This window comes from Salmonella sp. SAL-020, assembly GCF_017372215.1.
Lineage (GTDB): Bacteria > Pseudomonadota > Gammaproteobacteria > Enterobacterales > Enterobacteriaceae > Salmonella > Salmonella enterica.
Genome location: NZ_CP071690.1, coordinates 112661 through 135941, shown reverse-complemented (window position 1 = coordinate 135941; position 23281 = coordinate 112661). Strand labels below are relative to the sequence as shown.

The 23281-nt window shown below is 47.2% G+C and carries 25 protein-coding genes; 9 read left to right on the top strand and 16 right to left on the bottom strand.

The annotated features are described in order from the left end of the window. Window positions 1-243: 243 nt before the first annotated feature. Both tdh and kbl read right to left on the bottom strand, forming a co-directional pair. The gene (gene tdh / locus J1G48_RS00645; protein ID WP_000645990.1) at window positions 244-1269 is read right to left on the bottom strand and encodes an L-threonine 3-dehydrogenase; all 1026 of its coding nucleotides are present in this window, start codon (window positions 1267-1269) and stop codon (window positions 244-246) included. A gap of 9 nt (window positions 1270-1278) precedes the next feature. Next, window positions 1279-2475: a glycine C-acetyltransferase gene (kbl, locus tag J1G48_RS00640; protein ID WP_001213790.1), complete on the bottom strand. Its 1197-nt coding sequence runs from the start codon at window positions 2473-2475 to the stop codon at window positions 1279-1281. Between the two features lie 202 nt (window positions 2476-2677). Between kbl and rfaD the strand changes: the two genes are divergently transcribed. The 4 genes from rfaD to rfaL are packed head-to-tail and all read left to right on the top strand — an operon-like array spanning window position 2678 to window position 6866. Further along, a complete protein-coding gene (gene rfaD / locus J1G48_RS00635) occupies window positions 2678-3610 on the top strand; it encodes an ADP-glyceromanno-heptose 6-epimerase (protein WP_000587775.1) in 933 nt (310 codons plus the stop codon). A gap of 2 nt (window positions 3611-3612) precedes the next feature. Beyond that, window positions 3613-4659 (top strand): ADP-heptose--LPS heptosyltransferase RfaF, encoded by a 1047-nt coding sequence (gene rfaF / locus J1G48_RS00630; protein WP_000699204.1) that lies wholly within the window; start codon window positions 3613-3615, stop codon window positions 4657-4659. Beyond that, window positions 4659-5612, top strand: coding sequence for a lipopolysaccharide heptosyltransferase RfaC (gene rfaC / locus J1G48_RS00625; protein WP_001264616.1), 954 nt, complete (start codon window positions 4659-4661; stop codon window positions 5610-5612). The genes rfaF and rfaC overlap by 1 nt, the downstream gene beginning before the upstream one ends. Before the next feature lie 39 nt (window positions 5613-5651). Next, window positions 5652-6866 (top strand): O-antigen ligase RfaL, encoded by a 1215-nt coding sequence (gene rfaL / locus J1G48_RS00620; RefSeq protein WP_000958457.1) that lies wholly within the window; start codon window positions 5652-5654, stop codon window positions 6864-6866. 57 nt (window positions 6867-6923) lie between these two features. Here rfaL and J1G48_RS00615 read toward each other — a convergent pair whose 3' ends face one another. The 10 genes from J1G48_RS00615 to rfaQ form a co-directional block, all read right to left on the bottom strand. Further along, on the bottom strand, window positions 6924-8069 hold the full coding sequence (locus tag J1G48_RS00615) for a lipopolysaccharide N-acetylglucosaminyltransferase (RefSeq protein WP_000591821.1): 1146 nt from the start codon (window positions 8067-8069) through the stop codon (window positions 6924-6926). A gap of 99 nt (window positions 8070-8168) precedes the next feature. Continuing rightward, a complete protein-coding gene (gene waaZ / locus J1G48_RS00610; RefSeq protein WP_000536017.1) occupies window positions 8169-8978 on the bottom strand; it encodes a 3-deoxy-D-manno-oct-2-ulosonate III transferase WaaZ in 810 nt (269 codons plus the stop codon). 149 nt (window positions 8979-9127) lie between these two features. Continuing rightward, window positions 9128-9826, bottom strand: a complete 699-nt coding sequence (rfaY, locus tag J1G48_RS00605) for a lipopolysaccharide core heptose(II) kinase RfaY (protein WP_000582810.1) — start codon at window positions 9824-9826, stop codon at window positions 9128-9130. Window positions 9827-9848: 22 nt separating this feature from the next. After that, window positions 9849-10862, bottom strand: coding sequence for a lipopolysaccharide 1,2-glucosyltransferase RfaJ (gene rfaJ / locus J1G48_RS00600; protein ID WP_000376877.1), 1014 nt, complete (start codon window positions 10860-10862; stop codon window positions 9849-9851). 17 nt (window positions 10863-10879) lie between these two features. After that, window positions 10880-11893, bottom strand: a complete 1014-nt coding sequence (gene waaO / locus J1G48_RS00595; RefSeq protein WP_000088475.1) for a lipopolysaccharide 3-alpha-galactosyltransferase — start codon at window positions 11891-11893, stop codon at window positions 10880-10882. A gap of 5 nt (window positions 11894-11898) precedes the next feature. Continuing rightward, window positions 11899-12978 (bottom strand): lipopolysaccharide 1,6-galactosyltransferase, encoded by a 1080-nt coding sequence (gene waaB, locus J1G48_RS00590; RefSeq protein ID WP_000683975.1) that lies wholly within the window; start codon window positions 12976-12978, stop codon window positions 11899-11901. Between the two features lie 69 nt (window positions 12979-13047). Further along, the gene (locus tag J1G48_RS00585) at window positions 13048-13257 is read right to left on the bottom strand and encodes a hypothetical protein (protein ID WP_001280093.1); all 210 of its coding nucleotides are present in this window, start codon (window positions 13255-13257) and stop codon (window positions 13048-13050) included. Between the two features lie 55 nt (window positions 13258-13312). Next, window positions 13313-14110 (bottom strand): lipopolysaccharide core heptose(I) kinase RfaP, encoded by a 798-nt coding sequence (gene rfaP / locus J1G48_RS00580; protein ID WP_000229830.1) that lies wholly within the window; start codon window positions 14108-14110, stop codon window positions 13313-13315. After that, window positions 14103-15227 carry a glycosyltransferase family 4 protein gene (locus tag J1G48_RS00575; RefSeq protein ID WP_001261577.1) on the bottom strand — a complete coding sequence of 375 codons (1125 nt, stop codon included), beginning with the start codon at window positions 15225-15227 and terminating at the stop codon, window positions 14103-14105. Before J1G48_RS00575 ends, rfaP begins: the two co-directional genes overlap by 8 nt. Further along, window positions 15224-16294, bottom strand: a complete 1071-nt coding sequence (rfaQ, locus tag J1G48_RS00570; RefSeq protein WP_001522125.1) for a lipopolysaccharide core heptosyltransferase RfaQ — start codon at window positions 16292-16294, stop codon at window positions 15224-15226. The genes J1G48_RS00575 and rfaQ overlap by 4 nt, the downstream gene beginning before the upstream one ends. Window positions 16295-16702: 408 nt before the next feature. Between rfaQ and waaA the strand changes: the two genes are divergently transcribed. Both waaA and coaD read left to right on the top strand, forming a co-directional pair. After that, window positions 16703-17980: a lipid IV(A) 3-deoxy-D-manno-octulosonic acid transferase gene (gene waaA / locus J1G48_RS00565; protein WP_000891582.1), complete on the top strand. Its 1278-nt coding sequence runs from the start codon at window positions 16703-16705 to the stop codon at window positions 17978-17980. Between the two features lie 8 nt (window positions 17981-17988). After that, window positions 17989-18468 (top strand): pantetheine-phosphate adenylyltransferase, encoded by a 480-nt coding sequence (gene coaD, locus J1G48_RS00560; protein ID WP_001171884.1) that lies wholly within the window; start codon window positions 17989-17991, stop codon window positions 18466-18468. 27 nt (window positions 18469-18495) lie between these two features. On the opposite strand, the gene mutM is transcribed toward coaD, so the two are convergent. The 4 genes from mutM to radC form a co-directional block, all read right to left on the bottom strand. After that, complete coding sequence (mutM, locus tag J1G48_RS00555; RefSeq protein ID WP_001114515.1) at window positions 18496-19305, bottom strand: bifunctional DNA-formamidopyrimidine glycosylase/DNA-(apurinic or apyrimidinic site) lyase; 810 nt, start codon at window positions 19303-19305, stop codon at window positions 18496-18498. Between the two features lie 97 nt (window positions 19306-19402). Beyond that, the gene (gene rpmG / locus J1G48_RS00550; RefSeq protein WP_001051798.1) at window positions 19403-19570 is read right to left on the bottom strand and encodes a 50S ribosomal protein L33; all 168 of its coding nucleotides are present in this window, start codon (window positions 19568-19570) and stop codon (window positions 19403-19405) included. A gap of 20 nt (window positions 19571-19590) precedes the next feature. Next, entirely contained in the window at window positions 19591-19827 is a 237-nt protein-coding gene (gene rpmB / locus J1G48_RS00545) for a 50S ribosomal protein L28 (protein WP_001519051.1), read from the bottom strand. A 217-nt stretch (window positions 19828-20044) separates the two neighbouring features. Next, the gene (radC, locus tag J1G48_RS00540; protein WP_000380129.1) at window positions 20045-20710 is read right to left on the bottom strand and encodes a DNA repair protein RadC; all 666 of its coding nucleotides are present in this window, start codon (window positions 20708-20710) and stop codon (window positions 20045-20047) included. Between the two features lie 175 nt (window positions 20711-20885). Here radC and coaBC point away from each other — a divergent pair, with 175 nt between their 5' ends. From coaBC to slmA, 3 genes are all read left to right on the top strand, one after another. Continuing rightward, window positions 20886-22106 carry a bifunctional phosphopantothenoylcysteine decarboxylase/phosphopantothenate--cysteine ligase CoaBC gene (coaBC, locus tag J1G48_RS00535; protein WP_000050177.1) on the top strand — a complete coding sequence of 407 codons (1221 nt, stop codon included), beginning with the start codon at window positions 20886-20888 and terminating at the stop codon, window positions 22104-22106. Continuing rightward, a complete protein-coding gene (gene dut, locus J1G48_RS00530; protein ID WP_000976078.1) occupies window positions 22084-22542 on the top strand; it encodes a dUTP diphosphatase in 459 nt (152 codons plus the stop codon). Before coaBC ends, dut begins: the two co-directional genes overlap by 23 nt. A gap of 107 nt (window positions 22543-22649) precedes the next feature. Continuing rightward, the gene (gene slmA / locus J1G48_RS00525) at window positions 22650-23246 is read left to right on the top strand and encodes a nucleoid occlusion factor SlmA (protein ID WP_000818607.1); all 597 of its coding nucleotides are present in this window, start codon (window positions 22650-22652) and stop codon (window positions 23244-23246) included. Window positions 23247-23281 lie beyond the last annotated feature (35 nt).

Here is a 23281-nt window from a genome sequence, read left to right as displayed (position 1 = left end):
ATTAAGAAACTATTAAGCCGCCATAATTAATTTTTACAGTAAAAAGCAAGCACAAAACTCAGAGTAGAGCGTTACGTTAGCGAGTAAAATAAGAGTAAAGCGCAATTACGAATGCTTGATGTCTATGACAATTCTTTACGGCTTTCCAGATTTTCCCTAACAAAAAAGGTTGGCGAATGACACCAACCTTTTACGATGAAACGTATATCAGACCCGATAAATATCATCGGGTCTCTATACATATTAATCCCAGCTCAGAATAACTTTTCCTGACTGGCCTGAACGCATGGCGTCAAAACCTTTCTGGAAATCATCAATAGAGAAACGATGGGTGATAATCGGTGACAAATCCAGACCGGACTGGATCAGCGCCGCCATTTTGTACCACGTTTCGAACATCTCACGACCATAAATACCTTTAATGAACAAGCCCTTAAAGATAACTTTTGTCCAGTCGATAGACATATCTGATGGCGGAATCCCCAGCATCGCAATACGACCGCCGTGATTCATAGTGTCCAGCATGGTACGAAACGCCGGCGGCGCGCCGGACATCTCCAGACCCACATCGAATCCTTCGGTCATTCCCAGCTCCGCCATGACGTCGTTCAGGCTCTCTTTCGCGACGTTGACCGCGCGGGTGACGCCCATTTTGCGCGCCAGCTCCAGACGGTATTCATTGACGTCAGTAATCACCACATGACGCGCGCCAACATGTTTCGCCACCGCGGCGGCCATTACGCCGATTGGCCCCGCCCCCGATACCAGTACATCTTCGCCGACAAGATCGAAAGACAGCGCCGTATGCACCGCATTACCAAACGGGTCGAAAATAGAGGCTAAATCATCAGAAATGTTATCCGGGATTTTAAACGCATTGAACGCCGGGATGACCAGATATTCCGCGAAGCAGCCGGGACGGTTGACGCCCACGCCGGTGGTGTTGCGACACAGGTGAGTACGACCACCACGGCAGTTGCGGCAATGACCGCAGGTGATATGACCTTCGCCGGAGACGCGATCGCCGATTTTAAAGCCTTTCACTTCCTGACCGATGCCGACCACTTCGCCGACATATTCATGCCCCACGACCATCGGAACCGGGATGGTTTTTTGCGACCAGTCATCCCAGTTATAGATGTGAACGTCAGTACCGCAGATGGCTGTTTTACGGATTTTAATCAGCAAATCGTTATGGCCGACTTCCGGTTCCGGAACGTCGGTCATCCAGATGCCCTCTTCCGCTTTCAGTTTGGATAACGCTTTCATCTTACATCCTCAGGCAATCACGCCCAGTTGTTTACCAATACGCGTGAACGCGTCTACCGCACGCGTAATTTGCTCAGGCGTATGCGCCGCAGACATCTGGGTACGAATACGCGCCTGACCTTTTGGTACGACCGGATAGAAGAAACCGGTAACGTAAATGCCCTCTTTTTGCAGTTCGCGGGCAAATTTCTGCGCGACAACCGCATCTCCCAGCATTACCGGGATGATGGCGTGATCCGCGCCTGCCAGCGTAAATCCCGCGGCAGACATCTGCTCACGGAACTGCCGGGCGTTCGCCCACAAGCGATCGCGCAGTTCTGCGCCCGCTTCCACCATCTCCAACACTTTAATAGAAGCCGCCACGATTGCCGGCGCCAGGGAGTTGGAGAACAGATATGGGCGGGAACGCTGACGCAACCACTCAACGACCTCTTTACGCGCCGCGGTATAACCGCCGGATGCGCCGCCTAACGCTTTGCCCAGCGTACCGGTAATAATATCTACGCGGCCCATTACGTCGCAGTATTCATGGGAACCGCGACCGTTTTCGCCGACAAAGCCTACCGCGTGAGAATCATCAACCATCACCAGCGCATCGTATTTATCGGCCAGATCACAGACGCCTTTCAGATTGGCGATGACGCCATCCATTGAGAACACCCCGTCGGTGGCGATCAGGACATGACGCGCGCCGGCCTCACGCGCCTCTTTCAGCCGCGCTTCCAGCTCTGCCATATCGTTGTTGGCATAGCGATAGCGCTTCGCTTTACACAAACGCACGCCGTCAATGATAGACGCGTGGTTCAGCGCGTCGGAGATAATGGCGTCTTCCGCGCCCAGCAACGTCTCAAACAAGCCGCCGTTAGCGTCGAAACAGGAGGAATACAGAATCGCATCTTCCATGCCGAGGAAGCTTGCCAGCTTTTGCTCCAGCGCTTTGTGGCTGTCCTGGGTGCCGCAGATAAAACGCACGGACGCCATACCGAAACCGTGGCTGTCCATACCCGCTTTTGCGGCATTAATCAGCTCAGGGTGATTCGCCAGCCCGAGATAGTTATTGGCGCAAAAGTTAATAACGTGGCTTCCATCCGCCACGGTGATATCCGCCTGCTGCGCAGACGTAATAATGCGCTCTTCTTTAAACAATCCTTCCGCCCGGGCGGTTTCCAGATCGTTGGTTAACTGTTTGTAAAAATCCCCACGCATTGCGATTCTCCAGACTGGGCAAATTTCAGCACATATTACCCAAAGCGATACGTTGATACGAGATGACGCGTCATCACTTCTTTAAAATGCAGCATAAATCACGCGTATCCTCACGGGTTATCAGTGAATGGATGAATAGTGTTATGATAAGAGCATTCATGTCTGAGACAGTCTCTGACACCATAATTCAAAGGTTACAGTTATGATCATCGTTACCGGCGGCGCGGGCTTTATCGGCAGCAATATCGTTAAGGCCCTGAATGATAAAGGTATCACCGATATTCTGGTGGTGGATAACCTGAAAGACGGCACCAAGTTTGTAAACCTGGTGGATCTGAACATTGCTGACTATATGGATAAGGAAGATTTCCTGATCCAGATTATGTCCGGAGAAGAGCTCGGCGATATCGAAGCTATTTTCCATGAAGGCGCCTGCTCTTCCACCACCGAGTGGGACGGCAAGTATATGATGGATAATAACTATCAATACTCCAAAGAGCTCCTGCACTATTGTCTTGAACGCGAAATCCCGTTCCTCTACGCCTCTTCTGCCGCCACCTATGGCGGTCGCACGTCTGATTTCATCGAATCGCGCGAATACGAAAAACCGCTTAACGTTTACGGCTATTCTAAATTCCTGTTTGATGAATATGTGCGCCAGATCCTGCCAGAAGCGAACTCGCAGATTGTCGGTTTCCGCTATTTCAACGTCTATGGACCACGTGAAGGCCATAAAGGCAGCATGGCAAGCGTGGCATTTCATCTGAATACACAGTTAAACAACGGCGAAAGCCCGAAACTGTTTGAAGGCAGCGAAAACTTCAAGCGCGACTTCGTTTACGTGGGCGATGTGGCCGCCGTTAACCTGTGGTTCCTGGAAAGCGGCAAGTCCGGCATCTTTAACCTGGGCACAGGCCGTGCGGAATCTTTCCAGGCCGTCGCCGACGCGACGCTGGCATACCATAAAAAAAGCAGCATTGAATACATTCCGTTCCCGGATAAGCTGAAAGGTCGCTATCAGGCGTTTACGCAGGCGGATTTAACCAATCTGCGCAACGCGGGCTACGACAAACCCTTTAAGACCGTCGCCGAAGGCGTCACGGAGTATATGGCCTGGCTGAACCGCGACGCGTAAGTATGAAAATTTTGGTCATTGGCCCGTCCTGGGTGGGCGACATGATGATGTCGCAAAGTCTCTATCGCACGCTTAAAGCGCGCTATCCCCAGGCGATAATCGACGTGATGGCGCCAGCCTGGTGTCGTCCGTTGTTATCGCGTATGCCGGAAGTTAACGAGGCGATACCCATGCCGCTGGGCCACGGCGCGCTGGAAATCGGCGAGCGCCGTAGATTGGGCCATAGCCTGCGTGAGAAGCGCTACGATCGCGCCTGGGTGCTGCCAAATACGTTTAAATCGGCGCTGGTTCCTTTCTTTGCCAATATCCCGCACCGTACCGGCTGGCGCGGCGAAATGCGCTATGGCCTGCTGAACGATGCGCGCGTCCTTGATAAAGACGCCTGGCCGCTGATGGTGGAGCGCTACGTGGCGCTGGCCTATGACAAGGGGGTGATGCGCACGGCGAAAGATCTGCCGCAGCCGCTACTCTGGCCACAGCTCCTGGTTAGCGAGGGTGAAAAGTCGTTGATACGCAGCGACTTTTCGCTATCTTCTGAACGTCCTCTGATCGGCTTTTGCCCCGGCGCGGAATTTGGCCCGGCAAAACGTTGGCCGCACTATCACTACGCCGAACTGGCAAAGCAGCTCATTAACGAAGGGTACCAGGTCGTACTGTTTGGCTCGGCAAAAGACCATGAAGCCGGAAATGAGATCCTGGCGGCGCTGAATAGCGAGCAGCAGGCATGGTGTCGCAACCTGGCGGGGGAAACCCAGCTGGAACAGGCCGTCATTCTGATAGCCGCCTGTAAAGCCATCGTCACCAACGATTCCGGGCTGATGCACGTCGCGGCGGCGCTCGACCGCCCGCTGGTCGCCTTGTATGGCCCAAGTAGCCCGGATTTCACGCCACCGCTGTCTCATAAGGCCCGGGTGATTCGTCTCATTACGGGTTATCACAAAGTGCGTAAAGGCGATACGGCGCAAGGCTATCACCAGAGCCTGATCGATATCACGCCGCAGCGGGTTCTGGAAGAGCTTCATTCGCTGTTGTCGGAAGAGGGCGTTTAATGCGGGTTTTGATCGTTAAAACATCATCGATGGGCGACGTATTACATACCCTGCCTGCGCTTACCGACGCGCAACAGGCTATTCCAGGGATTCAATTTGACTGGGTTGTCGAAGAAGGGTTTGCGCAAATTCCGTCCTGGCACAGTGCTGTCGATCGCGTGATTCCCGTCGCTATTCGCCGTTGGCGCAAAGCCTGGTTTTCCGCGCCCATTAAAGCGGAACGCACAGCCTTTCATCGGGCGGTATGCGCATACCAATACGACGCTGTGATTGATGCGCAGGGGCTGGTGAAAAGCGCGGCGCTGGTGACGCGTCTGGCGCATGGGATAAAGCACGGTATGGACTGGAGTACTGCCCGCGAACCGCTGGCCAGCCTGTTTTATAACCGTAAACACCATATCGCAAAGCAACAACATGCGGTTGAGCGGACGCGCGAGCTGTTCGCCAAAAGCCTGGGATACGATAAACCGCAGTCGCAGGGCGATTATGCCATCGCAAAACATTTTCTGCATTGCCAGCAGGCGGTCAGCGATCCATATGCGGTATTTTTACATGCCACGACCCGCGATGATAAACACTGGCCGGAAGCAAACTGGCGCGAGCTTATCGGTATGGTGGGCAACACCGGATTACGGATAAAACTTCCCTGGGGCGCGCCTCATGAGGAGGCCCGGGCTAAACGACTGGCCGAAGGCTTTGACTATGTGGATGTGTTACCGCGCATGAGCCTGGAGGAGGTCGCCAGAGTGCTGGCTGGCGCAAAATTTGTCGTATCGGTTGATACCGGCCTGAGCCATCTCACCGCCGCGCTCGACAGACCGAATATTACGCTATATGGCCCAACGGACCCTGGGTTAATTGGAGGTTATGGGAAGAACCAAATGGCATGCTGCTCACCAGAAAAAAACCTGGCGAATTTAGATGCCACAAGCGTATTTGGAAAGATTCATTAAAGAGACACTGTCTCATCCCAAACCTATTGTGGAGAAAAGATGCTAACCACATCATTAACGTTAAATAAAGAGAAATGGAAACCGATCTGGAATAAAGCGCTGGTTTTTCTTTTTGTTGCCACGTATTTTCTGGATGGTATTACGCGTTATAAACATTTGATAATCATACTTATGGTTATCACCGCGATTTATCAGGTCTCACGCTCACCGAAAAGTTTCCCCCCTCTTTTCAAAAATAGCGTATTTTATAGCGTAGCAGTATTATCATTAATCCTTGTTTATTCCATACTCATATCGCCAGATATGAAAGAAAGCTTCAAGGAATTTGAAAATACGGTACTGGAGGGTTTCTTATTATATACTTTATTAATTCCCGTACTATTAAAAGATGAAACAAAAGAAACGGTTGCGAAAATAGTACTTTTCTCCTTTTTAACAAGTTTAGGACTTCGCTGCCTTGCAGAGAGTATTCTGTATATCGAGGACTATAATAAAGGGATTATGCCATTCATAAGCTATGCGCATCGACATATGTCCGATTCCATGGTTTTCTTATTTCCAGCATTATTGAATATTTGGCTGTTTAGAAAAAATGCAATTAAGTTGGTTTTTTTGGTGCTTAGCGCCATCTACCTTTTCTTTATCCTGGGAACCCTATCGCGAGGGGCATGGTTGGCGGTGCTTATAGTAGGTGTTCTGTGGGCAATACTGAACCGCCAATGGAAGTTAATAGGAGTTGGTGCCATTTTATTAGCCATTATCGGCGCTTTGGTTATCACTCAACATAATAACAAACCAGACCCAGAACATTTACTGTATAAATTACAGCAGACAGATAGCTCATATCGTTATACTAACGGAACCCAGGGCACCGCGTGGATACTGATTCAGGAAAACCCGATCAAGGGCTACGGCTATGGTAATGATGTGTATGATGGTGTTTATAATAAACGCGTTGTCGATTATCCAACGTGGACCTTTAAAGAATCTATCGGTCCGCATAATACCATTCTGTACATCTGGTTTAGTGCAGGCATATTGGGTCTGGCGAGCCTGGCCTATTTATATGGCGCTATCATCAGGGAAACAGCCAGCTCTACCTTCAGGAAAGTAGAGATAAGCCCCTACAATGCTCATCTCTTGCTATTTTTATCTTTCGTCGGTTTTTATATCGTTCGTGGCAATTTTGAACAGGTCGATATTGCTCAAATTGGTATCATTACTGGTTTTCTGTTGGCGCTAAGAAATAGATAAAAAAAACGCGCTGATACTTATTACGGTATCAGCGCGTTTTCCATCGTCCGGACTCAATCACTTATCAAACCAGCTTTTCATCTGTTCCTCGAAACGCTGAGCTACATTTTCCCAACTGTATTTTGAAAACACCAGGGATTTTGCTTTTTCGGCAATCTGGTGGCGTTCCTTATCAGCAAGCGCACGGTTAATATCATTAATTATACTGTCGCTCGACATAGGTTCTGCGAGGTGATAGCCCGTTATGCCATCTAACACAAATTCGCTAATCCCCCCTTTTTTGCTGGCAAGAACCGCTTTTCCTGCTGCCATCGCTTCTACAGCCACCATGCAAAATGCTTCTTCAACCTGAGATGGCACAATAACCAGATCGGCTATATGATAGAAGTTATGCATCTGGTCAGGAGATTGCCCCCCAGCCATAATACAATCAGTTCCAATCTCTTTTGCGGCGTCCAGTACTTTCTTTTGATACTCTGCTTTTTCACCCTTGCGGCTTGCATAAGGATCGCCAACAACGACAAGTTTAATATTACTTCTTAAGGTACGTAATTTTTTGAACGCCTGCAAAAGCAACAGGATGCCTTTATCAGGCGAAATTCTCCCGGCATATAAGAGAACGGTGGCATCTTCCGCAATATTTAATTGCTGACGGAGGTTATTTTGTGGGTTTCTTTTATAAGTCTCAGCACAAAAACCATTAGGCACAATACTAACAGCAGCGGCGGGCAATCTTTCTTCATAAAACGCTTTAAGAAACTGACTGGGCACGATAATTTTTGCATCCTTATCAGGAAGTTCTGGTTCAAATGCGTTATGCATGTGCATAACCAGTTTTGCATTCGGATTGCGCTCTCTGATCTGCCGATACAGTTTCATACTATTATGAATAACAATGACGCTATCTTCCTGGGTAGTCACTTTATCTCTAATATTAAGGACGCGCTGGGAATAGGGTAGTGGGTCGAGACGAGTCCATTTCTGAAAAAGACGCTTATAAACTTTACTAAACCCGATGTAATGAATATCACAGTTATCGTTTATTTTATTATATTCAGGATAGCCAGCATTCTTTATACAAGCAATAGCATTCGGTATTGATAGTCGTTTTGCAACCTGGTAAATCCAGGTTTCTACCGCAGCCGCGCCACGTGGAGGAATTGAAAATATAGGAGTAACAGTAAATATGATTTTTTTAATCATAATAGCTATAATCCAGAATAGTTAACTTTATAGAAAAAGAAATGTTATAGAAAAAGAAATGCGTGCCGAAGCAACTCAAAATAATGATGTATCTAGTGTCTAGACAATTTTATCGTAATATATTTCATCCTCAAGTTCCGAGGCTGTAATATATGGAATAATATCGTAATGAATTGCAGTATCATCTGATAAATTAAAGATATTTAAATCACTCACATTTTTTCTCATAAAAGTAAAAAATGGCAGTATTTTAAACAGGTCTTTACTAAGCTCAGATGGCATAGGGCTGGTAGATTCGTCATAGAAACGTGGGCAACTCCCTGTTAAGTCAAGCCCAGAACATATAATACGGCCATACTTGAGGGAATAAGCAACCTGAATAGCGGTATAAGCAATAGTATGGCAAGAGCAATACCCGATGCTGATATCCTTGCAAAATCCAGCCAGTCGCCCTCTTTTCGAAAGGGGAACTGAAATAAGTAATGCTTTATGAACCCGCTTGAGGATATTAAATTTAATTTTCTTTAAAAAGCCCCCTTTTTCTCGGCGATAAAAGGAGCGAATAATTAAACAGTTTTCTTCAATATATTTTTGATCATCCACTGAAGCCTGTTCGTACACATCAAGATTGACGATAGTAAACTGACTGTTACGGCTAAAGTTATAAAAATCTTCGCGCCGGCGATGGAGGAAGCGAACATCCGTCAGAAGGTACAAAAATGGCTTGACGTTATTGTTTAGCAAATATTGAACAGAACCATTGACTGCAATGACATCTTTCATTCGTAACAAGGACAGCGGCGTCTTTCTGGACGTAGGACCAGAAAGAAAAATAATACAATCTTCAGCCGTTCTTTTCGCAATAAGTTGCAGAACATCGGCGTGAGTTATGAAGTTAACGCTGCCCATAAAAAACTCGTATTTTTATCATGCAACCTATAAATAAATGTTATATTCAATAACTAATATTACATCTCAAATTCTCTCAAGTATGTCATAACGCTGCAGCAAATAAAAGTCAGTCAGTCCCTTAAATTAAACCAAACGTGCTACATTGATCAGCGCTTTTCCTTACCCTTAATACGACGCAAGAAATTTCGAAGTTTTTTCTTATAAATCAATAAGTAAAATCCGATATCTCTCACATTATTTTTGATACCATAATGTCTTTCTAAATCAATACGATCCTTTGCTTTTCGTTGTCTGGAAGGTCTTTTTCCGGACAAATCGATAATTCTGATCTCATTGCCTTGCAGGATAAAGTTACCTTTATGGGGATCGCCCGAAACCATACCATGCTGATGCAGAGAATATATCGACTGTTTGATTTTCCCTCTCACCTCGTCAGAAATTTCTGGCATATCAACAAGTTCAATACCTTCAATATACTCAATTATCATCACGTATGTTTTTACATAGCGTAATGTTTTAATTTCCGCCAGCAGGTAAAAATCATTAAGCGCCGTAAACCCTTCTCGCCGAACACGATCTGTCTGATGAAAAAGCTTTTCGTAGTAATCTCCTTTTACTAACGATTTGAAAAATCGTTCAGTATTTTTTACTTTTGGACTAAATACCTTGAGAATATATTTTCCGTAGTCTGTATTAATCAATACAACTTTTGTATCTTCTATATTACGGAAGACTTTAATAACCTGATGATTATAAGATAGAAAATCTTTGAATATCTCAATGTATTTTTCACCGTCTTTTTTGACAAAGACGGTATAGTTTTTAATCTTTTTTTCAATAATCATAATAGAGATTTAGGCAGGGGAATTATTTGTGGAAAAGTTTACGATAAAGATATGCGCTTCCAGCCATAAGGCCTTTAAAATAATGACCCTGCACGAGAAGATGTTTATATCGCTTCTTAAATTCGACTATGGTACGCGCATCTTTTGCAGGAGAATCTTTCCAGGGCGAGTTCAGTCGTGCATTTTTATAATAGATAACTGAAGGATAATTTGCCCAGGCATGCCATGGTTTTGTAGCGCCCGTATAATGAATTAAAACAGTATTATCATTAATTATATTGCTATATTTTTTATGTGACTTATCTTTCAACTCACTTTTGATAGTATAAATGGTATTATATGGTCGCGGTAGAAAAATGACTTTATCCTGTAGGAGAATATTCAAAACATCCTGATCGGGATATTTAAAAGAGTCAGCCTCTTTACCTGCCAAAAGTAAAAATGCCTTTTTGGTTAAGGCATTCTCTTTCCATAATTTCAGGTTAACAAAAACCACGCCGGAGTTAAAATAACCACCTTGTAAATTAAAAGCGCTTAATCTCTCATTTACCTTATTCTGGATGGAATCAACATCTTTTACGACCGCAGCAATCTTCTCTGTCAAATCAAGCCGTAGAAGATCTTGCAAAGATCCTTTGCATACAACATCGGCATCCAAATAAAGTAAGGTATTTACCTTCTTGCTGAGATAATCGAAAGCAAATAAACGAAAATACATTGCTCTCGACCATACTTTAGTTTGAGGCAATACCTCAAGGCTTTCTACTTTAATAAGATAAAGAGAAATTTTTATGTGATGCTGTACGGCTAAACGCTCTATATATTTTACAAAACACGGGGAGTATGAATCACAAATAATGTGAAAAGCGAGCGGGATATTATTGTTTAATACAACTGAAGCGATTGATACCCCCACACCATCAAGATAGTTTTCATCAACACCATAAGAAATGTTTAATACGTTATCATCATTATTATTATTACTTTCATCAAAAACTTTATATTCAGCTATTTCTATCTCAGGAAATGAATCCATTACATCACCTATGGGTTTTATTCAAGAAGTTTACGTTTAAAGTAGGCTATATAGTAATTTATACCCGAAGTATAATGCTTCTGATTAAACATATGCTTTGCCGCATAACGTAACTGATGGCTAGTGACTGGATTTAAAAGTGCACAATGAGACCACGGTGAGTTGCTCTTAGCCTGTAAAAAATATTGTGACACAGGGTAAGCCCCCCAACTATGCCAGGGCTTCGTTGGTCCGATATAATGAACAAATACAGTCTCAGCATCGACTGGATTAATAACTGAATCTTTTAATTCATAGTTAAGACTAAATTGTGTATTAAACTTTTTATCAACAAAACGCGCTTTATTCACTAACAATATATTTAATACATCCTGATCAAGGTGCGTTATGCGCTGTACTACCTCTGGATCTTTTAGCATTTCAATCGCTTTCTTAGAGATATTTTCTGCGGTCCAAAGAGGTATGTTAATTAAAATAAAACCGGCATTAAAATAGCCAGAAACCAGCCCAGGCGTTGCCAGGCTAACCGAGCGCTTAGTCCACCATTCCAACTCGCCTTCAGCAACGACAGCCGCAATCTCATTTTCAGCAAAATTAAGATCAATAAGTTCCTGAATACTCCCCTTACATGCAATATCTGCATCCAGATAAAGTACTCTATCTGTTTTATCTGAAAAATAATCGGCGATAATGAATCTAAAGTATGTTGCATAGGTCCAGTTTTTGGTACTGGGTAGCGATTTTAAGCGCTCACAGTCGATTAGGTAAACAACAATCTGCGTAGCGTACTGTTTTGCTAATGCCTCAAATCGCTGCTGGTCTTCAGAGCCAAAGAAATCGGTAAAAACATGGAAAGCTAACGCCTTCTCTGGGTTAGCGAGGAGAACCGATGCAATAGAGACACCACAGCCAAAAAGAAAGTTTTTATCAATCCCATAAGCTATATTAAATTTAGCAGCATCACTATGTTGTGCATAGTTATAATCTAAAGTCTGTTGAATGACTTCTTCTTCAAAATATTTTCTGCTCATAGTGATCACTTTTGTAATTTCGAGAATATTGCATTATTAAAATTTTTAAAATATAGCACATCGTAAAATCTCTCAATCGTGCCGGGAATAATATCATGCTGATATTTTACTTCACCAGAAATAACGCGATTAAGGTGTCCTACAAAATCATCTATAGCACCCGGAGTGTAAAGCTCACCATTCAAACCGGGTTTAATCATATCGCGCGGGCCAGACATACAATCAGAACTAATACACGGAATTCCATATGACATTGCTTCCAGCAGGGTCATAGGAAATCCCTCAAACGCAGAGGTAAGTAGTAACGCGGTGACATTTTTTATTTTTTGCTGTACGACTTGCCACGGCGCGCTTTGCCAACCATACCAGATCACACGCTGCTCAATACCAAGCTCCCGACTATAGGCCTGGCACTTTTCAAAATCTGAGCCATCACCAATAATATGTAGCTGCCATTCCCCTGTCGTACGAGTTAAGCCATCAAATAAATCTTTAACTCTTTTCTGTCCTTCAAATTTAAGACGCCCTACATAGAGAAATACAGCGGGTTTATCGCGCTCAGGCGGCGGCACAATGATTGTTTTAATAGAGACAGGATTATAAACGACGCTAATATTTTGCGCTGAGATACCCCGTGCCATCATCTGTTCTTTAATACCACTACTTATGGCCAGATGATAATCCGCGTACGTTATACATTCTGCATGTTTTTTATGGTCGAGCGAAAAATGCGGCCACGAGAAAATAGTGAACTGTTTACCACTTTTCTTTCGTGCTTTATTGGCATAAAGACATGAGATGATATCAATACATATCACAATATCCGGTGACGTTTCTTTCAGCCACTGACTAAAATTATAAACATGCTTAGCTCGACGAAGAAAACTTAATTTTATATTTGAGAATGATTGCGCATATTTAATCTCTTTTAGCCATGCTTTATCCATTTTGTCATTACGACAAAAGAAAAACATTTCACAGTTGATTTTCGGAGAGCTATTTTCAAACGTATGGATAACGTTGCTAATAACGGTTTCCATCCCTCCAAAACCAGATACCGCTTCGCCAATAAATGCTATTTTCATATATACCCCAGAGTTAAAACCTTAATCTAAAGACTTTAGATATTAAATAGCAAAAATAGTAATATAACCCTATGGAGTAATTTTTACCTGACATCTCTTTTTTTGCTTTAAGGCGTATTCAATATCTTTATTATTTTCGATAATGGAATATATTGCCACACCTGCTGGCATTATAAAACCATGATCAAAGCAAAGAGCAATGTCCAGTCCTCTTCCAAAAAAATCATCATGTTGAATTATGTTTTTTTGGTTTGAAATATAACTTTTAATGTCAGACATTCTGTCTATCCTTGTCTCACTCATAAATTACTCACTGAGTGCATAATTATTATAATTACAGATTTTTTCTTATTGTTCTTTCTTTAATTCGAGCGGCTTTAACATCCGCCTGGTGAATCAACCCCGATTCTTTTTGCAAAATCTCTCGCAGGGGAAGAGAGAAATACTCACGCATAAACCGGAATATATCTCGCTGAGTCAGGCCAATATTCATTGAAGAAAAATAAAGCCCAATTAAATCTTTGTCACGCCAGCGAAGGGGAACACGCTGGCGTATCTGCGCGCGATGCAGGTCGATTACGGAGATTTTTAAATCCTCTTCGCGACCAGTGAAAGGTAAATGCAGAAGAAAGTGGCAAATATAACAGTCGCGATGGTTAATTCCCCCGGCGTGCATTTTACGTACCATAGTCGCAACACGCTTAATGATCATCCACTTCACCTGCGCGTCCGGTGGATTAACAGCCCAGTCAGCGCAGTAGTCTTCAAGGCTAATGGTAGGCGTTAAATCTTCGGTGATAATAAATGATGTTCTGGTTAGCGGGTTTACGCCTTTTTCACCAAAACCAACGCCGTGCATCGTATCAACGCCCAGCTCATGTAGACGATGAATGGCGTGCCATTCTCTGTCAGCGCCCAGAACAGGCATACGTAACGAAATCAGGTTCTTCACAATTTCTTTCAGCGAAGTACCTTTATGCCACTTCAGGAAGTAGCTTTTACCGTCCAGCTCAAACCGCAATGTTCGACGCGTCTCCAGCTCTCTGAACACTTCGCCCTGTAACGTTTTTACTTCCTCAAAAGCATCTTTACCGCGCCATAGTGTGGTTAACGGCGCTTTCAGCTCAACCATCTAAATCACCTGTAATAATATCCGCGGCCTTCTCCGGTAAGCTGTATAAATCCTGGGTATCAGCATAATACCGCGCATTTTCAGCCCAGGCGTTGCGTAAGGAAGGCTGTGTCAGCGCTTTGAGTAAAACCTCATTTAGCGCATCCTGGCGGAATGGTTCAGTCATCGCTTCGCCACAGTTTGCATCCACAATATAATGTGCATAACCGCACACCGCGGTTGTCAGCACCGGCAAACCAGCAGTAATGGCTTCCAGCAAAACAATACCAGCAGCTTCCTGATAGGCTGGATGCAGTAAAAGGTCGGCTGCCGCCATTAACTCCGCGATATCATTACGTCCGGAGAAAAAATGCACATTCGTGCCGACGCCGCTTCTTTCAGCCAGTGCTGCAAACTTCTTCGGCTTATCCTGCCCGACAACATAGAGCACCGTATTTTGCCGTAAAGATTCGGGTAGCGATGCCAGCGCTTCAATAGAGCGATCCACACCTTTACGGGTAAAGTCAGACCCTACTTGCAACAGTAATTTTTGCTGTTCTGAGATACCATTTTTCTGACGATAAATTTGACGACTGTTTGGGATCTGTTGGCTATATTTTCTGTCCGGGTAAATCCCCGGAGGAAGAATATGGAAACGCTCCGCTTCAGTCTGATAATGTTTTTGGAAGTCAGCAATCTGCTTATTCGTCAGCATTAATAGTTGCGTCGGCTTGCCGTGTTCAAACGTGGCGCGTTCAAAAGCAGCATAATGCCGATAGCGTGATGTCAGGCGATAGAAAAATCCTTTTTCCTGTGCGACTTTTTCGGCGTAACACACGTCTGCGGCGTAATACACATCAAGGCCCGGCATCTTATTGAATCCAACCACCCGATCGACAGGGTGGTCGCGCAAATGGTGTTGCACCCAGGCATAATATTCTGCGTTACGACCGTGGTTCGTCCGGGATTTAACCGGCACGCGGATTAATTCAAAGTTATCCGGGCATTCCCCTTCCCATGACTGAGTATAAACACGAACCTGATGACCTCGCGCCGCCACGGTTTGAGCAATACGCATAAAATCACGCTGCAGACCGCCAAAAGGAAAATATTTATATAAGCAAAAGGCAACTCTCATAGCAGGCTGTCCAAATCTATGGGGCGTGCCTCATGCGGCAGCATTTTTTCCGTCGCGGCGATAACATCTTCAGCCGGAATCACGGAAAGGTATTTTTTATTACGATCAAGCTCATGCCGTTCAGGCATCGGCTGATAATTTCCTGCCCAAAACTGAATGATGTCGTCGGTCCAGGGACGCCAGAATACATGATCCGTCGCGCCAAAAAGACAAATGACCGGCGTTTTGACTGCTGCGGCAATATGACCGGGGGCCGAATCAACGCCGATAAAGAGATCCGCATGGTCAATCAATGCGCCCAATTCAGGAAAGCGAGTTTTACCCGCCAGACCAGTAACCGGTTTTGTCTCACAGCCGCGTGCAATAGCATCCACGCAGGCCATCTCGTCTGCGGCCGGGCCTGACGTCAGTACAACCTGATAACCGCGGCGCTGCACGGCATCAATAACCTGCGAGAATTTATCATTATCCCAGCACTTAAATAGCTGCCGTGCCGTAGGCTGAATAACAACATATTGTCGGGTCACACCAAGTTGTTTGAGCTGTTGTCGCATGTTTTCCCAATGTTCCGGGCGATAGCTCATGGTGGTTTCCGTGACATACTGTTTTAGCGCTAACGGCTTTAGCGCGGATAATGTGCGCTCAACAGCATGTTCTCCCGCATAAGGTACTAAATGCGTAAAGCTCTTTTTCCATAAAGCAGACTGACGATTACCGAAATCCTGCGAGATTTTTATTTTTGCGTTTAAAAAACGCACAATAAGCGCCACGCTCCACTGATCGGTGAGATTGACGACCAGATCATACGAGTTAGCACGCAATTTTTTGATTAGCGATAGCGCGTTTTTGATCTTCTCTTTTGTTCCTGCGCCTTTGTTACTGATGCCGTAGAGTGCATTAATCTCCGGATTTTCCGACAATATCGGTATGGTGTTCTGGTAAAGAAGCACATCGATTTTTGCATCGGGATAATTCTGCTTCAGCGTGCTGATGACAGGGGTGGTAAGTAACATGTCTCCATGAAAACGCATTTTTATAATCAGAATTCTTCGAAATGGCTTTTCCACAAGCGACTCTTTGGTTGAAATTGTCCGGATAAATAAGCAGAAAAAAGCACGCTACCGCCCCAGGCTTCACAGCAACCCGATGGCTAATACCGCACTCATTTTAGATGCGCTAGTGTAACACTTCTTTCGCAGCAATCCGATACGAATAATTTTTATACACAATCATTTTTTTAATCATAAATTCAAAGAGATATTAATTTATCCCTCTCTTGTGAATGGTCATTCCCATTGTCTGGGGCGACAAGGGCGGCAAATTTCAATGGATTGCGTAAAAATGCAAAAATAATGGGGTTCAGCGCCTGGAATCCTCGCTTCTGAGCCAATTTGGCGCAAAAATGGGAAAAGTAATGGTAAAGCCCAGGCTAAATACATAGAATCCCCAGCACATCCATAAGTCAGCTATTTACTATGCTCGAATTGCTTTACACCGCTCTTCTCTACCTTATTCAGCCTCTGATCTGGATACGGCTTTGGGTGCGTGGACGTAAAGCGCCGGCCTATCGTAAACGCTGGGGTGAACGCTACGGATTCTACCGCCGTCCGTTGAAACCGGGCGGAATCATGCTGCATTCCGTCTCGGTGGGCGAAACTCTGGCGGCCATCCCATTGGTCCGCGCTCTACGTCATCGCTATCCCGATCTGCCTATTACCGTAACGACCATGACGCCGACCGGCTCGGAGCGCGTCCAGTCCGCCTTTGGCAACGATGTTCAGCACGTTTACTTGCCTTATGATTTGCCCGATGCGCTCAATCGTTTCCTCAATAAGATTGATCCTAAGCTGGTATTGATCATGGAGACTGAGCTCTGGCCAAATCTGATTGCTGCGCTGCACAAACGTCATATTCCGCTGGTTATCGCTAATGCGCGGCTTTCCGCCCGCTCCGCCGCGGGTTATGCGAAGCTTGGCAAGTTTGTCCGTACGCTCTTGCGCCGTATCACCCTGATTGCCGCGCAAAACGAAGAAGATGGCGAACGCTTTGTGGCATTGGGCGCGAAGAACAATCAGGTCACGGTCACCGGCAGTCTGAAATTTGATATTTCAGTTACGCCGCAGCTGGCGGCTAAAGCCGTTACGCTACGCCGCCAGTGGGCGCCGCACCGTCCGGTCTGGATTGCCACCAGCACCCACGATGGCGAAGAGAGTATCGTTATCGCCGCTCACCAGGCGTTATTACATCAATTCCCGAATTTATTACTGATTCTGGTGCCCCGCCATCCGGAGCGTTTCCCGGATGCTATCAATCTTGTGCGTCAGGCAGGGTTAAGCTACATCACTCGTTCTTCGGGCGAAGTACCGTCCGCCAGCACCCAGGTCGTGGTAGGCGATACCATGGGCGAATTAATGTTGCTCTATGGCATTGCCGATCTCGCCTTTGTTGGTGGTTCGCTGGTTGAACGCGGCGGTCATAACCCGCTGGAGGCCGCCGCTCATGCGATTCCGGTACTGATGGGTCCGCATACCTTTAACTTTAAAGATATTTGCGCCCGTCTGGATCAGGCGAGCGGACTTATCACGATTACCGATGCGGCTACGCTGGCAAAAGAAGTTTCCTCTTTACTGACCGACGCTGATTATCGTAATTTCTACGGACGTCACGCAGTTGAAGTGCTGTATCAAAATCAGGGCGCGCTCCAGCGTCTGCTGCAACTGCTGGAACCTTATCTGCCACCGAAAACGCATTGAGGACTGTCATGCAAAAACGGGCGATTTATCCAGGTACGTTTGATCCGATTACTAACGGTCATCTCGATATTGTGACGCGCGCAACGCAGATGTTCGACCATGTCATTCTGGCCATCGCCGCCAGCCCCGGCAAGAAACCCATGTTCACCCTGGACGAACGTGTGGCGCTGGCGCAAAAAGCGACCGCACACCTGGGTAACGTAGAGGTGGTGGGCTTTAGCGACCTGATGGCCAATTTCGCCCGCGACAGACAGGCGAATATCCTGATTCGTGGTCTGCGCGCGGTGGCGGATTTTGAATATGAAATGCAGTTGGCGCATATGAATCGCCATCTGATGCCGCAACTGGAAAGCGTTTTCCTGATGCCGTCCAAAGAGTGGTCGTTTATTTCATCGTCGCTGGTCAAAGAAGTGGCGCGCCATCAGGGCGATGTGACCCACTTTCTGCCGGACAATGTGCATCAGGCGCTAATGGATAAGTTGAAATAAGTTTCCTTCCCTGCCGGGCCTGGCGTTTTACTTCTGACAGTGACGGCAATAGAACGTCGCACGCTGTGCGTGTTTCGTTGCGACTATCGGCGTACCGCATACCCGACACGGCTCGCCTTTGCGCCCGTACACCTGCAACTCCTGCGCAAAATAGCCCGGTTTCCCATCGCTTTGCAGAAAATCCTTCAGCGTTGTCCCGCCTTGTTCAATAGAGCGCAGCAAAACGGCTTTAATCACCCGTGCCAGCAGGTCGCACTCCTCTGTCGAGAGTGACGACGCCAGGCGGTCAGGGTGAATACCAGCGGCAAACAGCGACTCGCTGGCGTAGATATTCCCCACGCCGACCACCAGCTTGTTATCCATCAGCCAGGGTTTAATCGCCGTCTTCTTCTTCGCGCATTTCTGCTGCAAATATTCGCCATTAAACTCATCGCTTAGCGGCTCCGGTCCCAGATGCGCCAGTACGTTATGCCCTTCCAGCTCTTTGGTCCATAACCAGGCGCCAAAGCGGCGAGGATCGGTATAACGTAGAATTTTGCCGTTGCTCATCACCAAATCGACATGGTCGTGCTTTTCCGCCGGCAGCGCTTCCGACAATATCCGCAAGCTTCCCGACATCCCCAGGTGAATAATTATCCAGCCGTCAGGCAGCTCCAGCAGTAAATATTTAGCACGACGCTGAACGCTAAGGACGGGTGTATCGCTCAGACGATAAATTTCGTCTGAAACCGGCCAGCGCAGACGGCCGTTACGGATATGGGCGTGCAGGATAGTAGCGCCAACTAAATGGGGTTCAATACCCCGGCGGCTGGTTTCAACTTCGGGTAATTCAGGCATAACGTCTCCGGCTGTGTGGCAGGTCTCATTAATATGGGGACGGCCAGAAAACAAAAAACCCCGCCGAAGCGAGGTTTTTGTTACATCAAAGCGAGAATTATTTGATTTTCGCTTCTTTGTAGATCACGTGCTGACGGACAACTGGATCGAATTTTTTCAGTTCCAGTTTTTCCGGTTTAGTACGTTTGTTCTTCGTAGTGGTATAGAAGTGACCAGTACCAGCAGAAGAAACCAGCTTGATTTTCTCACGAATACCTTTAGCCATGATTTATTTCCTCTTAGTACTTAGTACTTTTCGCCACGGGCACGCAGTTCAGACAGAACTGTTTCGATGCCTTTTTTATCGATGATACGCATACCTTTAGCAGATACACGCAGGGTGACAAAACGCTTCTCGCTCTCAACCCAGAAACGGTGAGAGTGCAGGTTAGGCAGGAAACGGCGTTTAGTCGCGTTCAGTGCGTGGGAACGGTTGTTACCGGTCACCGGACGCTTGCCAGTAACTTGGCAGACTCGGGACATGTCTATTCTCCAAAAATCAAATTAGCTCGAGCTTCGTATGGGGTATCGGCGCCTCGTCAGGCTTTACAGCCTGGTCATCGCGCAGTTCTATTGAACTCTCGATTGCCAGGCCCAAATGCCAAACCCGAGATTCTCAAAGGTGGCGTAGTATACGCTGACCCGGCGATATGCTCAAGTCCCGAACAGACAAAGATCCCGATGGATCGCGCAAAGAATCTTAAATCCAGCCGCGTTCGGCAAAAGAAACGTACTCTCCGCGCCCAATTATCAGGTGATCGAGCACCCGGATATCCATAAACTGGCAACACTTTATCACGCGCTCAGTGATAAGTTTATCTGCTTTACTTGGCTCTGCGCAGCCTGAAGGGTGGTTATGCGCCAGAATGACCGCTGAAGCATTGAGTTTAATCGCTTCCCGAACAATCTCACGCGGATGCACCTCTACGTGGTTAAGCGTGCCGGAAAACAGGCGGCTGTGCTGAAGCACCCGGTGCTGGGCATCTAGGAAGATCACCAGAAAGATCTCACGCTCTTCGCCCGTCAGTTGGCTTTGCAGAAATTCCCGCGTCATTTCCGGACTCAGCAACGCACTTTCCTCATTCATGCGCACGCTGTAATAGCGCCTTGCCAGCTCAGCAATGCCTTTCAACTGCGCGAATTTCGCCAGGCCGATGCCGTTTACGCCGCGAAACTGCGCAAAGTCCGCCGACAGCAGGCCATACAGCGACCCAAAGTGCTGCAATATCTCTTTTGCCAACGTCATAACATCTTTTCCCGGCGTGCCGGTACGTAAAAAAAGCGCCAGCAGCTCCACGTCGCTGAGGGAAGCAATGCCGGATCTGAGCATTTTTTCACGCGGTAATAATTCGTCCAACGTATCCATACGCGCACCTCCTTTTTTAAGGAAGCGGCATAGTGGCACAGCCTTTGGGAGAGATCGACGCCCCGATTTTGCTCTTGCGTAGCGCCTCGCAAAGTGGAGCGCAGGCAAAGACACGACGCCGTAGAGATTGTGATAAAATAGCCGCCTTTCAAAGTCACCCAACAGGAAAGACATGATGAGCCTGGCCGGTAAAAAAATTGTTCTCGGCGTTAGCGGCGGTATCGCTGCGTATAAAACGCCGGAGCTGGTGCGCCGTTTACGTGAGCGCGGCGCTGACGTGCGCGTGGCAATGACCGAGGCGGCAAAAGCCTTTATTACCCCCCTGAGCTTACAGGCAGTGTCGGGCTATCCCGTATCCGACAGTCTGCTTGACCCTGCCGCCGAAGCCGCGATGGGGCATATCGAGTTGGGGAAATGGGCCGACCTGGTGATTCTTGCTCCCGCGACCGCCGATCTGATCGCCCGTGTAGCATCGGGTATGGCTAATGATTTAGTCTCCACCATCTGCCTGGCGACGCCAGCCCCGGTGGCCGTGCTTCCGGCCATGAACCAACAGATGTACCGCGCTGCCGCCACGCAACATAATCTGGAGGTGCTCGCCTCTCGCGGCCTGTTCATTTGGGGGCCGGATAGCGGCAGTCAGGCGTGCGGCGACGTAGGCCCAGGCCGAATGCTGGACCCATTAGTTATCGTTGATAAGGCCGCCGCGCAAATCGCTGCCGTCAACGATTTGCGACATATTAATATCATGATTACGGCAGGCCCGACGCGCGAACCGCTCGACCCGGTGCGTTATATTTCCAACCACAGCTCCGGTAAAATGGGCTTCGCTATTGCGGCGGCCGCCGCGCGTCGCGGCGCAAATGTCACGCTGGTCTCCGGTCCCGTTTCGTTACCGACGCCGCCTTTTGTAAAACGGGTTGATGTCATAACCGCGCTGGACATGGAAGCCGCTGTTCAGGCCGCCGTTCAACAGCAGCATATTTTCATTAGCTGCGCCGCCGTGGCTGACTATCGCGCAGAGACTATTGCCAGTGAAAAAATCAAAAAACAGGCGGCGCAAAGTGATGAATTAATAATAAAAATGGTCAAAAACCCGGACATTGTCGCCGGGGTGGCCGCACTCAGTGACAATCGCCCCTACGTTGTTGGGTTTGCCGCGGAAACGAATAATGTGGAAGAATACGCCCGGCAAAAACGTATCCGTAAGAACCTTGACCTGATTTGTGCAAATGATGTTTCTCTTTCAAATCAGGGATTTAATAGCGATAAAAACGCTTTACACCTTTTCTGGCAGGATGGAGATAAAGTCTTACCGCTTGAGCGGAAAGAACTCCTGGGCCAATTATTACTCGACGAGATCGTGACCCGTTATGATGAAAAAAATCGACGTTAAGATTCTGGACCCGCGTGTTGGTCAGCAGTTTCCGCTGCCGACTTATGCTACTTCTGGTTCTGCCGGGCTTGACCTGCGCGCCTGTCTCGACGACGCCGTAGAACTGGCGCCTGGCGCAACGACGTTGGTACCTACCGGACTGGCCATTCATATCGCCGATCCATCACTGGCGGCAGTCATGTTGCCGCGTTCGGGCCTGGGCCATAAACATGGTATCGTGCTGGGCAACCTGGTCGGGCTGATTGATTCCGATTATCAGGGGCAACTGATGGTTTCGATCTGGAACCGTGGTCAGGACAGTTTTACCATTGAACCGGGCGAACGTATCGCGCAAATGGTGTTTGTTCCGGTCGTTCAGGCCGAATTTAATCTGGTGGAAGCATTTGACGCCACCGAACGTGGCGAGGGCGGCTTCGGTCATTCTGGCCGTAAGTAAATTTTACGCATCCCCATAACGTCATAATACTGCCGCAAGCGCTGAGTTTGCGGTTATAGCGTGGGTGCTCGCCTGGCAAGTGCTTATTTTCAGGGGTATTTTGTAACATGGCAGAAAAACAAACTGCGAAAAGGAATCGTCGCGAAGAAATACTTCAGTCACTGGCGCTGATGCTTGAATCCAGCGATGGAAGCCAACGCATCACGACGGCAAAACTGGCGGCCTCGGTCGGCGTTTCCGAAGCGGCGCTATACCGCCATTTTCCCAGCAAGACCCGCATGTTCGATAGCCTGATTGAGTTTATCGAAGATAGTCTGATTACCCGTATCAATCTGATTTTAAAAGATGAAAAAAACACCAGCACGCGTTTGCGCCTGATTGTGTTGCTGATTCTGGGTTTTGGCGAACGCAACCCTGGCCTGACGCGCATTCTTACCGGGCACGCGCTGATGTTTGAACAGGATCGCCTGCAGGGGCGCATTAATCAGCTTTTTGAACGCATCGAAGCGCAGCTCCGCCAGGTGCTACGAGAAAAAAGAATGCGTGAAGGCGAAGGCTACACGACGGATGAAAATCTGCTGGCAAGCCAACTGTTAGCCTTCTGTGAAGGGATGCTTTCACGGTTCGTACGTAGCGAATTTAAATACCGCCCAACGGACGATTTCGACGCCCGCTGGCCGCTCATTGCCGCTCAGCTACAGTAACGCTGACTGGATAGTGGCTCACGCCTTATCCAGGC

Coding starts and splice junctions, on each gene's coding strand:
- tdh (WP_000645990.1), bottom strand. CDS start 1,269: ATGAAAGCGTTATCCAAACTGAAAGCGGAAGAGGGCATCTGGATGACC.
- kbl (WP_001213790.1), bottom strand. CDS start 2,475: ATGCGTGGGGATTTTTACAAACAGTTAACCAACGATCTGGAAACCGCC.
- rfaD (WP_000587775.1), top strand. CDS start 2,678: ATGATCATCGTTACCGGCGGCGCGGGCTTTATCGGCAGCAATATCGTT.
- rfaF (WP_000699204.1), top strand. CDS start 3,613: ATGAAAATTTTGGTCATTGGCCCGTCCTGGGTGGGCGACATGATGATG.
- rfaC (WP_001264616.1), top strand. CDS start 4,659: ATGCGGGTTTTGATCGTTAAAACATCATCGATGGGCGACGTATTACAT.
- rfaL (WP_000958457.1), top strand. CDS start 5,652: ATGCTAACCACATCATTAACGTTAAATAAAGAGAAATGGAAACCGATC.
- J1G48_RS00615 (WP_000591821.1), bottom strand. CDS start 8,069: ATGATTAAAAAAATCATATTTACTGTTACTCCTATATTTTCAATTCCT.
- waaZ (WP_000536017.1), bottom strand. CDS start 8,978: ATGGGCAGCGTTAACTTCATAACTCACGCCGATGTTCTGCAACTTATT.
- rfaY (WP_000582810.1), bottom strand. CDS start 9,826: ATGATTATTGAAAAAAAGATTAAAAACTATACCGTCTTTGTCAAAAAA.
- rfaJ (WP_000376877.1), bottom strand. CDS start 10,862: ATGGATTCATTTCCTGAGATAGAAATAGCTGAATATAAAGTTTTTGAT.
- waaO (WP_000088475.1), bottom strand. CDS start 11,893: ATGAGCAGAAAATATTTTGAAGAAGAAGTCATTCAACAGACTTTAGAT.
- waaB (WP_000683975.1), bottom strand. CDS start 12,978: ATGAAAATAGCATTTATTGGCGAAGCGGTATCTGGTTTTGGAGGGATG.
- J1G48_RS00585 (WP_001280093.1), bottom strand. CDS start 13,257: ATGTCTGACATTAAAAGTTATATTTCAAACCAAAAAAACATAATTCAA.
- rfaP (WP_000229830.1), bottom strand. CDS start 14,110: ATGGTTGAGCTGAAAGCGCCGTTAACCACACTATGGCGCGGTAAAGAT.
- J1G48_RS00575 (WP_001261577.1), bottom strand. CDS start 15,227: ATGAGAGTTGCCTTTTGCTTATATAAATATTTTCCTTTTGGCGGTCTG.
- waaA (WP_000891582.1), top strand. CDS start 16,703: ATGCTCGAATTGCTTTACACCGCTCTTCTCTACCTTATTCAGCCTCTG.
- coaD (WP_001171884.1), top strand. CDS start 17,989: ATGCAAAAACGGGCGATTTATCCAGGTACGTTTGATCCGATTACTAAC.
- mutM (WP_001114515.1), bottom strand. CDS start 19,305: ATGCCTGAATTACCCGAAGTTGAAACCAGCCGCCGGGGTATTGAACCC.
- rpmG (WP_001051798.1), bottom strand. CDS start 19,570: ATGGCTAAAGGTATTCGTGAGAAAATCAAGCTGGTTTCTTCTGCTGGT.
- rpmB (WP_001519051.1), bottom strand. CDS start 19,827: ATGTCCCGAGTCTGCCAAGTTACTGGCAAGCGTCCGGTGACCGGTAAC.
- radC (WP_000380129.1), bottom strand. CDS start 20,710: ATGGATACGTTGGACGAATTATTACCGCGTGAAAAAATGCTCAGATCC.
- coaBC (WP_000050177.1), top strand. CDS start 20,886: ATGAGCCTGGCCGGTAAAAAAATTGTTCTCGGCGTTAGCGGCGGTATC.
- dut (WP_000976078.1), top strand. CDS start 22,084: ATGATGAAAAAAATCGACGTTAAGATTCTGGACCCGCGTGTTGGTCAG.
- slmA (WP_000818607.1), top strand. CDS start 22,650: ATGGCAGAAAAACAAACTGCGAAAAGGAATCGTCGCGAAGAAATACTT.